This is a genomic window from Candidatus Magnetominusculus dajiuhuensis, assembly GCF_046044395.1.
In the GTDB taxonomy this organism is placed as follows: domain Bacteria; phylum Nitrospirota; class Thermodesulfovibrionia; order Thermodesulfovibrionales; family Magnetobacteriaceae; genus Magnetominusculus; species Magnetominusculus dajiuhuensis.
Genome location: NZ_JBJUSG010000009.1, coordinates 33891 through 49660 on the forward strand (window position 1 = coordinate 33891; position 15770 = coordinate 49660).

Below are 15770 nucleotides of genomic sequence, written 5' to 3' on the forward strand. Positions count from 1 at the left end.
GACACATTCCTCGCTATGGCATTTCAGGATATCGGGATTTTTTTATGAAGTTCCCCAAATATTTAAAATAGAGGATTATGAGAAAATGACAAGACGGGAGGTTTAAGTGGTATCTTTTACGAAGGAATTTATAAAAAATAACATTTCTGATTCAACCCTGACATTTGAAAGAGGACTGGGCATATTCCGCTTGGGCAACTATTACCTTAAAGAAGAGGATTATGAGAAAAAGACGTTCAATTATACTGTGGACGGAAACTATGGAGAGTACGATGTAAGGGTTGCTTTTGACAATGGCGACGTAAAGTACGCCTGCAATTGTCCTTATCACAGTGACGGCTGCAAACATACGGTTGCTGTATGCCTTGATATAATCGGGAGAATGGCTCGCCATAAATCGGCTGGAGAGGCGGCTGAAGGCAGCACAACCGTCCATGCCAATGACAAATATTTGTCCTACGATGAGGTAAGAGAACTGGCTCTCTCAAGCCGACAAAAAAGTGCACAGACGGAAAAGTTCAAACTCATTGATGGAGAGACATATAAGGGTGAGCATATGCTTGTTAATGCAAAAGGCAAGGAGTACATCGTTACCCTGCATGACCCTGAGAAAGGAAATGGCCACTGTAGTTGCCCTGACTTCAATACGAACCGTTTGGGGACTTGCAAGCACTTAATTTATGTACATTCCAGCCTGAAAACAAGGAAAGACTTTAAGGCGACAATAGAGAAAGAGAAGTTCCCTTTCGTTCACATCTACTGGGATTCCACAGAAGATAAACCACGGTATTTCTTTGACAGACAGCTCCCCAGGGAATTTACCGGCCACTTTAAACCCTATTTTGACGAGCACGGACTTTACAGAAAGGATGATATCATTGAGCTAAACTCATTATTGGAAGAAGTCAAAGACTTGAGGGCGCTTAGGGTTGACGACTACACACTGAGGAGACTTGACGATGCAATGAACCAAAAGGAAATGGAAGGCCTAAGGGAAAACTATGCCGCTGATTACGGTGTGGTTAAAGTGCCGCTCTATCCGTATCAGCACGTTGGTGTGGATTTTGGACTATTTAAGAAGTCTGTGATCATAGCCGATGAGATGGGCTTGGGCAAGACCCTGCAGGCAATTACGTTATCATGTCTTAAAAAATCAATGTTTAACTTCAGCAAAGTCCTGGTAGTAACGCCTGCCTCGCTCAAGGAGCAGTGGAAGCGGGAAATTGAACGCTTTACAGGGGAGAAGGCCATTGTCGTAGCCGGAAATAAAAAGAACCGTCAGGAGATATATGAACACAGCACGGATTATTTCACGATCACGAATTACGAGGCAGTATTGCGTGATATCCTTGCTATTAATCGGTATAAACCCGACATAGTCATCCTGGACGAGGCACAGCGTATCAAGAACTTTGAAACCAAGACACATGAAGCGATAAAATCAATATCACACAAACAATCAATAGTGCTTACCGGAACGCCGTTAGAGAACAAACTGGAAGACCTGTATTCCATAGTCCAGTTTGCCGACCCCGCACTGTTGACGCCTTTATGGATATTCGCCGCTGAGCACTTTATAATGTCTGCAGACAACAGGAAGAATAAAATATTAGGATACAAAGGCCTTGATATCCTTCATAACAAGCTCAAACCACTGGTTATCAGAAGGAAAAAGGAGGAAGTGATAGAAGACCTTCCTGATCAGGTGTCAAATAATTATTACATAGACCTGAGCATAGAACAAAGAGAAATACACCGGGGTTATCTTCAAGCACTCCTGCCGCTACTGAACAAGAAGTTTCAGACGCCAATGGATGCACGGCGAATACAGGAGATTCTCATGTCTATGCGCATGGTGTGCGACTCGACTTACCTGATAGACAGGAAAACAAATATATCTCCAAAACTGGTGGAAATGGAGAGGATATTGGCGGAAGTAGTGCTTGAAAACAAGCGGAAAGCGGTCGTCTTCAGCGAATGGACCACTATGACCTATCTTATAGGGAAAATGCTTTCAGATATGGGGATACCCTTTGTAGAGTTTACGGGCAAAGTGCCGGCAGATAAAAGGCGGTTCCTTGTAGATGAGTTTAACGATAACCCTGACTGTAAAGTCTTCCTTTCCACAGATGCCGGCAGCGTTGGCCTGAATTTACAGAGTGCCGATTGCGTGTTGAACTTCGAGTTGCCATGGAATCCATCAAGGTTAAACCAACGCATAGGCAGAGTTATGAGAATAGGGCAAAAGAGCAAATGCGTTAACGTAATCAACCTGATATCCAAACACTCTATTGAAGAGAAGGTGTTTGCGGGAATAACGCTGAAACAGGAGGTTTTTGACGGTGTTTTCGAAGGCTCTACAGATAAAGTTGAATTTACACGAGAGAAGAAAGCCGAATTTATTAATAAAATACGGGAAATGATGGGTGAGGAGCAGATAGTCCTGACCAGGGAGCCGTCCTCAACCGAGGACATCCCTGAGGCGACACCCCACTTTCTCAATCCAAAGGCAATGGGGGAGTTAAATGTTTCCGCTGAGGAAGAAGTGTCTGCTGATTCAGAGATGGATGGCGGAATAACCGAAATACAAGAGAATGATGAGAACAACATTAGAGATAGGAATCAATTGCTTATGCCACCAGAGAAAATGGAAGAGGTTTTGGAAAACGGAGTCAGATTTCTTTCCGGCCTCATGGAAATGTCAACAGGCAAGCCTCTAATCCCCAATAAAGATGACAAGGCAATAACTATTGACAGGAAAACCGGTGAAGTTACAATGAAATTCAGGTTGCCTGTTTTTTAGCGCAGACTTTATCGCACCGGCCTGGGGTAGCCACGGGTCAACTATCAGCTCGTTCACGCCGACGAAAAACGAACTGCATATTTACTGCATAGTCAGGCGGTGAACTAAGATTGATAATGAAAGGCAACCCCTTTCAATAAAAGGAAGCCGGGAAAGGGATTCGAACCCTCGACCTGCTGATTACGAATCAGCTGCACTACCACTGTGCTATCCCGGCCAGACAGCTTCATTGTACCATAGCCCAGTCCACATCTGCAACTGCACGAATTGCCTTACAAAAAAACCGCGCGGAAGCAGTGGCCGCACCCCGCACAGACTGACATATCGGCAAGATTGCCGTACCAGCACTGACATCAACTTAATTATTTAATTGACCGTCTCTATTCTGACGGTTGTCCGATTAATTTATTGACCGCATGGGCAAACTCCTCCGGCTCCACAGGCTTGTCAAGAAATATGTCAGGAAGCGACGGCATCCCCCCAAGCGTTAACTCTCCCTTGCGAAATTGCTCTATCATTGCCTCCCTGTCAATAAGTAGCATTTTACGGAAAGACTTGAAACGCAAAAAGAACTTTTGCATCTTGCTCGCCGGCTCATCAAGCAAGGTCTCCATCTGCTTTATAGCATCTACGTTGTCAAGTTCTTTGTATGACTGTTCAATAAAGCTCTTTACCGAAGTTAACATGATTACGGGCACATTTGCCAGCTCACCGTCCCTTCTTAGCTCGCCCAATACGAATACCCCTGTCTTTTTGGGCATCATCACGTCAAGAGTTATCAGGTCTGGTCTCATCTCCCTCGCCTTGCTTAACCCATCTTCGCCGTCTACCGCCTCTACCACGTCATAACCGCTTTCACTCAGGATTGTGGAAAGATATCCCCTTATGGCTTCCTCATCATCTATAACCAGCACTCGCCTTTTCACTAATGTTCCTCCTTTTGATTATTGTCTCTTCAATGGAAGCCGTATCCGAAACATCGTACCCCTTCCCTTTTGTGATGTAACTTCAAGCGTCCCCCCATGTCCTTCGACTATCTTTTTGGTTATTGGCAGACCTAGTCCGTTGCCCTTTGCGTTTTTGGTGGAGTAAAATAACACGAATATCTTTTCTATATCCTCCTCCGCCATCCCGTGTCCATTATCCTCTACGTCGAGGTTTACAAAACCGCTCTCAACGTCCGAATGTACGCGTATGATGACCCTGCCTTTTTCAGGGTCTGTGTATTGCTTGCCTGAGCAGGCGTCTATTGAATTAGACGCCAGGTTCATCAGCGCCGTGTGAATCGCCTCGTAATCAAATAATAGCGGCGGGATTGATTTATCTATTTCCCCTGATACCTCAACCCCAGGACTGTCCCCCGTGTCCTGAAACATCCCTATTACCTCTTCTGCGAGGGTGGTCAGAGAACCATATTTAAATTCAATTTGATTGAACCTGGAAACATCAAGCAGATCACGGGTCAACGCCGACATGCGCGATATGCCTGTCTTAGCGGCATCCCAGCCCTTTAGGAGCAGTTCGTTGTCATTCTTTTTCAGGGCGGTATTTATCATATACTCACCGCCTTTGAGCGCGTTTAGTATGTTCTTGGCCCCGTGGACTATTTGCGTAATGGCCATGCCTATTGCCGCCTGATACTCTTTTTCAGCCAGTTGTTTCTCTATAAGGATGCGCTCTTCGGCCTCCTTTTTGAGTTTCTTATAGGCATCATCCAGCCTTACCAAATCGTTATACGACCGTAAACACGTCACTATAGATGTATAAAGACGCTGGATAGTAAGCTCGCTTTTTGTCTTGTAGTCGTTGATGTCGTAATTGACAATCACATCGTTTTCAGGCGCCATGCCGGGCTGGCCGGTTCTCAGTATGATTCTCATAAACTTATTGTTCAGGACTTCACGTATATATTTTACGACATCAAGCCCCGCGTACTCGGTTTCCATAACCACATCAAGGACAATCAGGGCCGTGTCAGGGTGGTTATTAAGCGCGGCCTTCGCCTCTTTCGCCGATGAGGCATATATAAAATCAAGCCCCCTGCCGTCAAACGTGAAATCCCTCAGGGCGGCACCCGTCATCCTGTGGACTTCCTCATCGTCGTCAACAACCATGAGCTTCCAGTTTGACTTGCCAGAGGCCTCCGCCGGTGTGGCCTCCACCTTTTCTCTCAAAAAACTCTCGTCGCAAAAAAGATTATCCGAATCGCTCATATTATTTCACCTGGACATATTATACTACAACACGTTTGGTAATGTAACTGTAAATACCGTTATTTTGCCCACTTCAGATTCGCATACGATACTGCCTTTGAGCGTCTGGGTAACGATGTTAAACGTAATATACAGGCCGAGGCCTGAACCTCCCTGTCCGCGCTTTGTCGTAAAAAAAGGATCAAATATCTTCTTTAGATTCGCCTCAGGGATTCCCTTGCCGTCGTCTCTGTATCTCAGGATGATCTCATCATCTAACGGGACAGCCTCTATCAGGATCGTCCCCTTTGCCCCCTCGTCATAGGCGTGAAGCACAGAATTCATCAACAAGTTCGTGATTATCTGGGCAAACGCCCCCGGATAGCTGTTCAACTCAAGGGTTTCGTCACATTTTATAGTGACAACATGGGGCGTTCTCCTCAACTGAGGACTTAGACTCATCACGATGTCGTTTAAATAGGACTTCAGGTTAAACTGCCTCTTTTCCCAACTCGTCTGGTCTGCCGAGACCATTTTAAAACTCCTTATCAAATCCCCGGCGCGAAACAGGTTTTTCACGATTAAATCAGAATCCTCCCTTGCAACGGATATGTATTTTTCAAGATCTGTCCTCGTTATCTGTTTATCGTAGAACATGGCGGAGATTTTCTTTGTGGCCAGCTCAAGATGGGATGACGAGGTCACGGCAATCCCTATGGGGGTATTTATCTCATGGGCCACGCCGGCTACCAATTGCCCCAGCGACGCCATTTTCTCCGCGTGTATCAACATCTCCTGGCTTTGTTTGAGTTCCTCGTTGGCGTCTATCGCCTTGTTGCAGGCGATGGTCAGCTCATCGGTTCGCTCCTTTACTATCTCCTCAAGCTGGTCGTGGTGTTTTTTTAACTCGTCCTCTGTCCTCTTTCGCTCCACAATGCCGGCAAGCGTATTGGCCACGGACACAAGGAACTCCTCTTCCTCCTGAGTACTCACATGCCCCCTTCTGACATAGAGGTTTATTACGCCCAACACCTGTCCTTTTGACTTTATGGGGATACAATAATGTCCATGGTCAGGCATTCCATCGTATTTTACCTCGTGCTTATCATCTATCGTAGACTTGAATATTATCTTCCCTGTTAAGGCGCATAGGCCGCAGAGACATTTCCCCAGCGGCAGGACAGAGCAGACACCGTGCAGGTTTAAGGGAAAACCCCTGTGGGCCTTCATGACAAGCATCTTAGGATGGCCTTCTATAAGAAATATGCTGCCCGTGTATTTGTTTGACAGCCATGACACACTGCTTATGATGTCGAGGGTCTTTTGCAGGTGCTCCTGCAGGGATATTGACTCAAGCGACAGGTGCAGTATCTTATTTATGACATCCTGTATCAGGTAATTGCCCGTCAGGTTTTCGTGTGCCTCTTTACGCAGCGCTATGCCGGCTATTGTGTTTGCCGCGATTTTTAAGAACATCTCCCTCTCACAAGGGGCGGGCAGGCCAGCCCGTTGCGCGCCATAGCCCACTGCCTCCGCCACATAGATGCCGAGCAGGCCAAGCAGCCTGTCGTTTGATTTAATCGGGACGCAGTAGTGGCCGCACATTTGTGTTTGATCGCCGCCTAAGGCTGTTGGCATAAAAACTATATCCCTTGTGCTGGCCGAAGTTCCACACAGACATTCGGCAGATGGAATTGGCGCGAAGGAGTCTAACTCCTCCATAGTATAATTAACATGAGCGCTAACTCTCAGCATCCTCGTTCGCTTATCATAAAGATATATGCGCCCTTTGGCAGCGGGTGAAATCCACGGCGCTGACATGATAAGCCTCAAAATTTGTGTTAATTGCTCCTGCGTGGAGACCTGCGACAGAGAAGCCCTCAGCATTAAATTGATGATATTCTCAATACAAAGATGGGCATTGTGCATGCCCGCCTCTTCTGCGGTTGACTCTTCACAGTTGTTCAGCATCCGGTATTGTACAAAAAATAGTGCCATTATTACAAAGTACCAGTAGTGCAGGCAGGGTAAACGCATTTGAAAAAAAATCAGAAGATACCTATGCAATAATTCCGGCTTTGTCCCTTGCCGTCATTCCGGCTTGTCCGGAATCTTCCCTTTAGTGGGAGTTTCATGATGATTGTGCATATTCTGAGGCATAAGGACAGATTCCGGACAAGCCGGAATGACAAAAATAAGGGAGGCAATTTCTAATGCGATTGCCCTGGCAGTGCGGTGCGGCCATGCGGCCACTCACGAGTTGTAAATGCCGCGCCGGATATGTTATTATCATATCCATGGTTGAATCGGGTGTATAAGCGGATCGTTAAACAATGGCAAGGTTATTTATTTATATATATTAATGGGATACGTGCTTATAAAAAGGATATTTGACATTATAGGAAGCTTACTGCTGCTTATAATATTCTCACCGTATATGTTGATTGTCGCGGCGTTAATTGTTATAGACACGGAGGGTGGGGTGTTTTTTTCACACAGGCGCTGCGGCAGAGGCGGCGTGGATTTTACCATGTATAAGTTTCGTACGATGGTAAAAGATGCTGAAAATATCAAGGATGAGCTTGCCAATGAAGTCGAAGGCCCGGTGTTCAAGGTGAAAAACGACCCCAGAATAACACGCGTAGGCAGATTCTTACGAAAATGGAGCATTGACGAATTTCCCCAATTACTCAACGTCCTCAGGGGCGAGATGTCACTTGTTGGCCCTCGTCCGCTAGAGGACAAAGAAATGGCTGGCGACGATAATTGGAAATCTATCAGGCTCAGTATAAAACCCGGCCTCACCGGCCTGTGGCAGGTAATGGGCAGAGATACCTGTAAATTCACCGACTGGATAAATTATGATATTGAGTATGTCAAAAATCAATCGCTGCTCCTTGACCTGAAGATATTGATGCTAACCATAGGGGCGGTTCTCAGGAGAAAGGGTTCTTGCTGAATATAGACGAATATAAAACCATAGACGAGGCCCTTGCGGACAATTGGATAAACAATCCTGACAAGACATTTATCGTCTATAAGGCGGATACGCTTACCTTTGGCGACATCTATAAACTTGTCAACGGTTTAGCCGGGTTTCTGAGCGCCTCAGGTGTAAAGAAAGATGACAAGGTCTGCATGGTACTGCCGCGCGTACCTGAACTTGTCATCGCCTTTTTGGCCGCGGTGCGCATTGGGGCGCTGCCCGTGCCGGTCAACTTCACAATTGGGAAAATCGAGACCGCATCTTTCATTCGGGCAGTAAAACCGGTGGCAACTGTAATCCACGAGAAACTATTGGGCGGTGTTGACCACGAAATTCTCGCGGCAGCCTGTAAGACAATAATAATAATCGGCGAAAAGAGACACCATCCGGCAAGTTTAATCCCATGGGACACCGCCTGCCGCCCTTCAAATGTGGTGACACGCGCCGAGGGGCAGCAGCCCATTGCGTATCTAAACTACACGACCGGCTCTACATCCACGCCCAAAGGCGCCCTAACCACACACGACAACATATACGCCAATACAGCGTCAGCCGTCAAGGCTATGGGGCTTACCGCTGATGATGTACACATGTGCATGTTTTCTTCCTTCGCCCATCCGCATGAGCTGTTTGCCCGCGCCCTTTTCACCGGCGCTTCTGTTGCCCTTTTGGAGGAAATCAATCCAAAGACGATGGCCTCCGTCATACGCTCTGCAAAGGTTACGGCCATGATGGGGATTGCCCCGCTTTATGATATGCTCTCATCTCACGCCGAAAATATTAAATTAGACACCCTGCGAATAGCCGAAAGCGGCGGCATGTACACAAGGCCCGAAATATCGAAGAGATTTTATAATACCTTCGGTATCCCCGTCTTATCAGTGTGGGGAAGCACCGAGACCACGGGTATCGCCATAGCCAACACCCCTTTGTCCTACCGGTTGGATGGCTCAATGGGCCGTCCGTGCCCCTATTACGAAATAAAAGTGCTAAAAGAAAACGACACAGAGGCGCAAACAGGCGAAACAGGAGAACTGCTCTTTAAGGGGCCAGGCGTAATCTCCGGGTACATGGAAGGCAGCGAGCTTCCACTCGTTGACGGTTGGTATTACAGCGGGGACCTCGGCTTCAAAGACAGGGACGGCTTTTTCTACTTTACGGACAGAAAAAGCGGCCTTTTGAAGGTTGCCGGCCTGAAGGTTTACCCAATGCAGGTGGAGCTGGCCTTGCTCAGTCACCCGGCAATAAAAGAGGCCGCGGTCATCGGCGTTGAAGACAAGCTCAGGGGCGACATCCCCGCCGCCTTTGTCATATTGAAAGAAGGCTCATTGATAACCGAGGGCGAAATCTCACGCTATTGCAATAAAAACATGGCCCATTATATGATACCCAGGAAGGTGAAGATAGTGGAGGAACTGCCACGTATAGGAAGCGGAAAGGTTGATAAAAGGCAATTGAAACAATTAGAGGGAAAAATCCTGTCAAAAGTTGAGATAAGATGAAGGCCTTCGTTGCCGATGCACAGTGGGCACCCAAAAGCGGCTATAAGCCAACCGCTGAGGAGATATCAAAGCGAAGGGCAGTAATCGGAAGCAGCGTATGGCGTAATCCCACCTTTGAGCTAAAGACAGTTCCCACGCCGGACATTATTGACAGCGACGAGCTGCTGATTGCCGTGAAGAGATGTGGCATCTGCGGCTCAGACACCCACTTATATGAAACCACCCCCGACGGCTATATCCAGTTCTCCGGGCCGGCCAGGCTTCCTCAGACAATAGGCCACGAGTACTCAGGGGTTGTAGTTAAAAAAGGCGACGGCGTCAGAAACTTCAAAGCAGGCGACATGGTAGCCGTTGAAAGCATCCACTGGTGCGGGTCATGTACGCCATGCCGAAGCGGGGCGTTTAACCAGTGTAAAAATGTTGAGCTTATAGGGATAACCGCCCCTGGTGCGCTTGCCGAGTTCATCACCGCGAAGGAACGCCATTGCTGGAACATAAACGCCCTCAGGCGCATTTATTCGGAGGACGACATCTTTGACCTCGGCGCGTTGATAGAGCCGGTGGGCTGCGCCTATAACGGGATTTTCATTGGAGGTGGCGGGATTAGGCCCGGTGCGGCGGTGGTGGTGTTCGGGGCCGGCCCGATTGGGCTTGCCGCGGTGGCGCTGTCAAGACTTGCGGGGGCTAACATAGTAATCGCATTTGATATCCACAATAAAAGGCTCGACATTGCCAAAGCAATGGGCGCGGATTACGTATTTAATATCATAGACTTAGAAAAAATCGGTATCCTACCCAGAGAAAAGATAATGGATCTGACAGACGGCTACGGTGCGGAGTTGCAAATCGAAGCGGCCGGAGCGGCGCGCCGCACAGTGCCGGAGATGGAGAACTCCCTTGCCGTAAATGGTAAGCTGGTCTATCTGGGCCGCTCCGCAACCAGCGCCGAGGTTGAGCTTGACATACTGGTCTCCGGGGCCAACAGCATAATCGGCGTAAGAGGGCACTCAGGCCATGGCATATACAACAATATCATAAGACTGCTTTCCACTGGCCGGCTTCAGATAAAAAACATGATTACCTCATATTACGAATTCACCGAAACGCTCACAGCGCTTGAGAAATCGGTTAAAAGACAAGGCGCAAAGTGCATAATACGAATAGGATAACCCATGGAACTATTAAGATTTCTTGAGGTCTTAAGACAAAGGAAAAAGGTCATAGTCCTCTCCATCGCGGTGACGTTTATCACCGTTGTAGGGATAACGTTGCTGATTACACCGTGGTACGATGCTACGGCCAAAATACTCCTCAGAAAACCTCCGGCTAACTACTTTTTAAATTCGGCCATAGGCGTGACGGGTGAGCAATTCCAGTCGGCTACGTCAAGTACCGACAGGGCGGACTACCTCGCTATATCCGCCCTCAGGCCCAATGCCGGGCAGGTTATAGAAAAGCTGGACCTGAAATGGGAGCGTGTCCGGTACAGGATTATGAAGGCCATACCATTTTCTAAACCCATCATGAGGGCCTTTGGCGTGGATGTCAACTCGGCCCAAAGACCGATTACGGCTGAGAGGCTGCTTGAGTCTTCCATGATGGCAAAACTGTTCCCACGTCCGAATATAAAGGTAGAGCAGTACGAAGACACGGATGTTTATAAAGTAGTTGCATTGTCGTCTGACCCGGATGAGGCCAAAAACATGGCAAACGCGATGGCCGCCGCCATAGTTGATAGTGAAATCAAGCGGCTCAGAGGCAACTACGGCGATGTCCGCGCCTTCATTGACGCTAATATCAGCAAGATTAGGAAAAACTATGTAAAAAGCCTTCAGGCCGTAAAGGATTTCCAAATCAGAGAAAATGCCCCGTCCCTGGACAATCAGGCGCAGGCCGCGATTGAGCAATTGCAGAAGATGAGGAGTAATAAATACAACAACGACCTCGCTATCTCAAAAACCAAATCCGCCATCTTCCAGTTGGAGTCAAAGATTAAGAACATGTCCGAGCGCTCTCACGATATAACCAACATGGGCCAGAGCGATGTCCTCTCCGCCTATAAAAAGCAGTTCGCCACCCTGTACCTTAACCTCGCGGACGCGAAATCCAAATATACGTCAAATCACCCGCTTATCGTGGATTATGAAAATCAAATCGTCCGAATAAAGGAGTTGATGCAGCAAGAGTACGAGAAAATGATGAGCCCCGACCTGCTCGGCATTGATACCGTATATAATGAAAGCAGAAAAAAGCTTCTCGAATACTATATTGAGCTTAGTACGTATGAGGCTCAGAGCAGCATATATCCGACCGTAATAAAGAAATATGAGGATGAGTTAAACGCCCTGCCGGATAAGTACTTTATGAAGAACTTTCTTGACCAGGACATCACGGCTACCAAGACCGTTTACAGCAACTTTCTGACGCATAGTTATCGCATAGAGCTGGCCGAAAACATCTCCTTGTCCAATATCACGGTAATTGAAGAGGCCATTGTCCACGAAGGAAGCAAGCACAGACATCCGAATCTGCCGCTTAATGCCGTAGTAGCCCTTGTCATGGGACTTGCAATTGGCATAGTTGGCGCCTTCCTTATGGAGTATACAGACGAAACCATTAAATGTCCTGATGATATTAAATCCCTTGTAAATCTACCTATCCTCGGCGTTATTGCAAAATCGGACGACGCGGCCAATGCCAGTTACTCAGACTCAGCTCACCCACATATTTCCGCCTCTTTTCGAACTATCGGCAACAGTCTGAATCTTTTCCTTGGAAAGCATGCCCCGAAAACCTTTGCCATATCAAGCGCAACCACGGGCGAAGGGAAAACCTTCACAACTGCAAACCTTGCCTCAACACTTGCCGCATCAGGGAAAAAGACCCTGGCGATAGACGGCAACATGCTAAGCCCCTCGCTGCACAACCTGTTTCGGCTTTCTCAAACGCCGGGACTTGCTGATATGCACACGGGCATGACGCTCTCCGGCCTGATAAGGAATACTTCTACCCCAGGCCTGTTTGTAATTGCCGCAGGCAACACCGGGGAGCCGGCCTCTAATATCCTATCGTCTTCTGAGTTCAGGGAGCAGTTACACGAGCTTGGATCTCAGTTTGATTTCATATTAATTGACACCCCGCCGGTCTTGTCCTGTGACGACGCCGTACTCATTGGCAGCGCGGCCGGGGCAATGATTATAGTTGCAGAGTGCAGCGTTGTAGCGCGCGAATCCTTAAAAGCCGCCATCTCAAATATCACGATAACAGGCATAACGCTCTCAGGGGTGATATTAAACAAGGCGGCTGCAGGCGCGGACACATACAGATACTTCCCTCCTGCTGAGATAAAGCATATGTGAAAATACGGGTGAAGGGGGGTTACCCCCCTTCGTCTTTAATCCCTTCGTTTTTAATCCTTTTATTCATTTCGCCCCAACTCCGGCCATCTTCATCTCATTAAACAGCGCCTCGGCGGCCGATTCGTGCCCGTGTTCGTTCCAATGCCAGTCATAGGGGGATTCAAAGTGAACATGCGTGGCCTTATAGTGCCTGTAAAAATATTCGGTCAAGTCAACACAGTTAAAATCATGTGCCATACAGGTTTTCATAAAGAGCCGGTTAAGCCATATGACGCTGCTACTGTTCAGCGTCCCGTCGTATATATCGGCGCGGGGGGCATCCATAATGAAAAAAACCTTCTTATTGGGGTTTTCCTCTTTTATCTTGCCCATTAAATAATCGGCAACGCCGTAGAGCTTTGGTTTTAAACCGGCAAGCCTCTGTACATCCACATTAGCGTTATAAAACTTCCCTGTCCCACCGGCAAATATCTTGTTATATATAGAAAGCGACGATATACTCCGCTTAAGAGACAGATTAACCCAAAGGTATCTAAGGAGGGCGCTGCGCTCAAAAATAAACCTCTTAAAGAGGGTCTTATTTCTTGATGCCACAGCAGGCTTAATCGTCTCTGTAAAGCCGGTACCGTTTTCCTCAAGACACATGAAACCGCTCATAAGTATCATTGAGCAGAGGGATTCGTCAAAATCGTTGTGGACGATGTTAAACACGAGGATGTCGGGAGCAAACCGCTTGTTAACATATCTTGACGTCTGAAGGTATTGGCTTAGAGACGCGCCGTTTACGCCAAAGCTATAAACATCGAATTGGCCGTGTAATTTATCCTTTAGTTTGGAGGCCATAGTGTCTTTCATATTTACCTGAAGGGCCTCGACAAATGAATCCCCGATGACGGCAATCAAGGGTTTCTTATGCTCGGTACTATACGCAATATCGCTTCTGAAACCGTCGCCGTTTATGTGCCACTTGACCCTCAACTGAGCCAAATTACCCGCGGTAAACAGGCCGTCGCTTGTCTCACGGTTGTCGAGCTTGCTTATCTTGTCCTTCTCGTCATAATAAACGAGGGGGGATTCAGATGCCGGAATGACATACCTGAAGACTATCTCCATGGCAACTAATAACAATACCACCACCGGTATCGTTATCAATAATATATTTTTTACAACGCGTTTAATCCTGCGGAAGGCCTTCACTACCCCTTCACTCTATTGCATCCAAACTAATTGTAAACTCAGCGCCTCCATCAGTATTTCTAACTGTAAGAGTGCCGCCCATACCCTCAATTATGGTTTTGCTTATGTATAAGCCTATCCCGGTGCCTTTCTCAGCGGATTTGGTAGTAAAATGAGAGTTGAAGATTTTATCAATAAACTCATCGGGAACACCGCCGCCGTTATCAATAACAGACACTAATACCTTGCCCTCATAGCCCGAAAGCCTGATGATTATCTTTCCCCCTATTTCTTTATCCAAAAGATCCTTCTCCCACATAGAAGATATCGCGTCTCTTGAGTTGTTTATAATATTTAAGACAACATGCTTGAATTCATTTGGATATCCCATCACTGCGCACTTTTCAGAAAGACTATCTTCCTCCAATGTAACCGCAATATTGGATTTACTCAATATATCTTTAAACATAGATAAAATCTCTTCTATTGATTCCTTTATGGAAAAGGTAGTCACATCTTTTGAAGGATTCAGGAAATTCCTGAAATCATTAATAGTTTTTGACATAAAGCTGATTTGTTTAATAATAACATCAACCATTTCTTTCATGTACTCATTAGTCATTTCTCCGCATTCATATGCGTCCCTTATTTCCTGTGATATTATTGATATTGCATTCAATGGTTGTCTCCATTGATGGGCTATCGCAGCTATCATTTCTCCCACGGCTGCCATTTTTGATTGTTGAAACAATAGCTGTCTCTCTTGCTCCCGCAAAGATACCTCTTCCTTAACCTTTTGCTCAAGTATTATATTAAGATTGCGGATTTTCTCTTCTTGCCTTACCCTTTCGGTAATATCTTTAGATACATGGACAAACCTTTCTGCCACTCCATCCATGTTTAGAATAGGATAGACTGAAATCTCTAAAAAAGCACTTGAACCGTCGTCCATAATATGAGTGTGATGAACAACCGCAGCTTGTCCGGTTGCTTTGCAAACTGTAATAGGGCATGGATCATCAGGAGGTTCACAGGATACATCGAGATGGTGTGTTAATTTATGACAATGCATCCCTATTATTTGATTATGCTGCACTTTATGCGCTCTTATTACGGCATCATTTGCCCATAATACCTTAAAATCTTCTGCGATAAGCAGTATTTCCTCAGTAATTCCGTTTGCCACAGCTTCCAGGAGCTGCTTTGTTTGTCCTAACTCACCTAAGAGTATCTCTTTTTCGGAGAGAGATTCCTGTATCTTATCGTGGGACGTTTTTATGGAAAGAAAAATCGGCGCAATCCTGACAACCCCGGCAAGCATAAATATTGAGATAACAAGCCCAAGAACTTCAAAACCTACAGGGTTCACAACACCGCTATCGAATGTAACTTTGTAGAGATTTTCCAATCTTCTTAACGTCATTAGAGAAATAGCTACAGAAATAAAAACCCATGCGGAGCTATTTTTTGTAACCCTTATCAGTCTTAACGCCATGTACACGGCTACAGCTTGAACTATGACTGAAACCAACGATAGAATCAAAGACGCCATCACTCTCCCTACCACACCACCTGAAATATCTTTAGATTAACAATACATACGTCTTAATCATAAGTTACTGATAAAAGATAAGTCAATGATAAATCCTCAGGGCAAACGCATTTGAAATTGCCTCCCTTATTCCCGTCATTCCGGCTTGTCCGGAATCTGTCCTTATGCCTCAGAATATGCACAATCATTATGAAACTCCC

General features: G+C 46.5%; 10 protein-coding genes and 1 tRNA gene. 5 read left to right on the plus strand and 6 right to left on the minus strand.

Annotated elements, in window-relative coordinates; all coding sequences use genetic code 11:
- The first annotated feature begins 106 nt into the window (after positions 1–106).
- Entirely contained in the window at positions 107–2803 is a 2697-nt protein-coding gene (locus tag AB7D94_RS02625; RefSeq protein WP_420264165.1) for a DEAD/DEAH box helicase, read from the plus strand.
- Positions 2804–2948: 145 nt separating this feature from the next.
- On the opposite strand, the gene AB7D94_RS02630 is transcribed toward AB7D94_RS02625, so the two are convergent.
- The 4 genes from AB7D94_RS02630 to AB7D94_RS02645 form a co-directional block, all read right to left on the minus strand.
- A tRNA-Thr gene (locus tag AB7D94_RS02630) sits at positions 2949–3020 on the minus strand.
- 163 nt (positions 3021–3183) lie between these two features.
- Positions 3184–3729, minus strand: coding sequence for a response regulator (locus AB7D94_RS02635; RefSeq protein WP_420264167.1), 546 nt, complete (start codon positions 3727–3729; stop codon positions 3184–3186).
- An 18-nt stretch (positions 3730–3747) separates the two neighbouring features.
- Positions 3748–5016, minus strand: a complete 1269-nt coding sequence (locus AB7D94_RS02640) for an ATP-binding protein (protein WP_420264168.1) — start codon at positions 5014–5016, stop codon at positions 3748–3750.
- A 24-nt stretch (positions 5017–5040) separates the two neighbouring features.
- Positions 5041–6882 (minus strand): ATP-binding protein, encoded by a 1842-nt coding sequence (locus tag AB7D94_RS02645; RefSeq protein WP_420264170.1) that lies wholly within the window; start codon positions 6880–6882, stop codon positions 5041–5043.
- A 475-nt stretch (positions 6883–7357) separates the two neighbouring features.
- Between AB7D94_RS02645 and AB7D94_RS02650 the strand changes: the two genes are divergently transcribed.
- From AB7D94_RS02650 to AB7D94_RS02665, 4 genes are read left to right on the plus strand one after another with little or no spacing between them, the layout of a single operon-like run.
- Positions 7358–7954: a sugar transferase gene (locus AB7D94_RS02650; protein WP_420264171.1), complete on the plus strand. Its 597-nt coding sequence runs from the start codon at positions 7358–7360 to the stop codon at positions 7952–7954.
- Positions 7948–9483: a class I adenylate-forming enzyme family protein gene (locus AB7D94_RS02655; RefSeq protein WP_420264172.1), complete on the plus strand. Its 1536-nt coding sequence runs from the start codon at positions 7948–7950 to the stop codon at positions 9481–9483. The genes AB7D94_RS02650 and AB7D94_RS02655 overlap by 7 nt, the downstream gene beginning before the upstream one ends.
- Positions 9480–10652 carry a scyllo-inosose 3-dehydrogenase gene (iolM, locus tag AB7D94_RS02660; RefSeq protein WP_420264173.1) on the plus strand — a complete coding sequence of 391 codons (1173 nt, stop codon included), beginning with the start codon at positions 9480–9482 and terminating at the stop codon, positions 10650–10652. The genes AB7D94_RS02655 and iolM overlap by 4 nt, the downstream gene beginning before the upstream one ends.
- A 3-nt stretch (positions 10653–10655) precedes the next feature.
- A complete protein-coding gene (locus AB7D94_RS02665; RefSeq protein WP_420264174.1) occupies positions 10656–12842 on the plus strand; it encodes a GumC family protein in 2187 nt (728 codons plus the stop codon).
- Between the two features lie 63 nt (positions 12843–12905).
- Here the strand turns inward: AB7D94_RS02665 and AB7D94_RS02670 are convergent, their stop codons facing one another.
- Together AB7D94_RS02670 and AB7D94_RS02675 are read right to left on the minus strand one after the other, a co-directional pair.
- On the minus strand, positions 12906–14039 hold the full coding sequence (locus tag AB7D94_RS02670; protein WP_420264175.1) for an SGNH/GDSL hydrolase family protein: 1134 nt from the start codon (positions 14037–14039) through the stop codon (positions 12906–12908).
- A gap of 7 nt (positions 14040–14046) precedes the next feature.
- On the minus strand, positions 14047–15570 hold the full coding sequence (locus AB7D94_RS02675; protein WP_420264176.1) for a PAS domain-containing sensor histidine kinase: 1524 nt from the start codon (positions 15568–15570) through the stop codon (positions 14047–14049).
- Positions 15571–15770 lie beyond the last annotated feature (200 nt).

What these genes read in the sequence shown, in the direction of transcription:
- AB7D94_RS02640 (WP_420264168.1), bottom strand. Translation starts at nt 5,016, where the DNA reads ATGAGCGATTCGGATAATCTTTTTTGCGACGAGAGTTTTTTGAGAGAA.
- AB7D94_RS02645 (WP_420264170.1), bottom strand. Translation starts at nt 6,882, where the DNA reads ATGCTGAGGGCTTCTCTGTCGCAGGTCTCCACGCAGGAGCAATTAACA.
- AB7D94_RS02650 (WP_420264171.1), top strand. Translation starts at nt 7,358, where the DNA reads ATGGGATACGTGCTTATAAAAAGGATATTTGACATTATAGGAAGCTTA.
- iolM (WP_420264173.1), top strand. Translation starts at nt 9,480, where the DNA reads ATGAAGGCCTTCGTTGCCGATGCACAGTGGGCACCCAAAAGCGGCTAT.
- AB7D94_RS02665 (WP_420264174.1), top strand. Translation starts at nt 10,656, where the DNA reads ATGGAACTATTAAGATTTCTTGAGGTCTTAAGACAAAGGAAAAAGGTC.
- AB7D94_RS02675 (WP_420264176.1), bottom strand. Translation starts at nt 15,570, where the DNA reads ATGGCGTCTTTGATTCTATCGTTGGTTTCAGTCATAGTTCAAGCTGTA.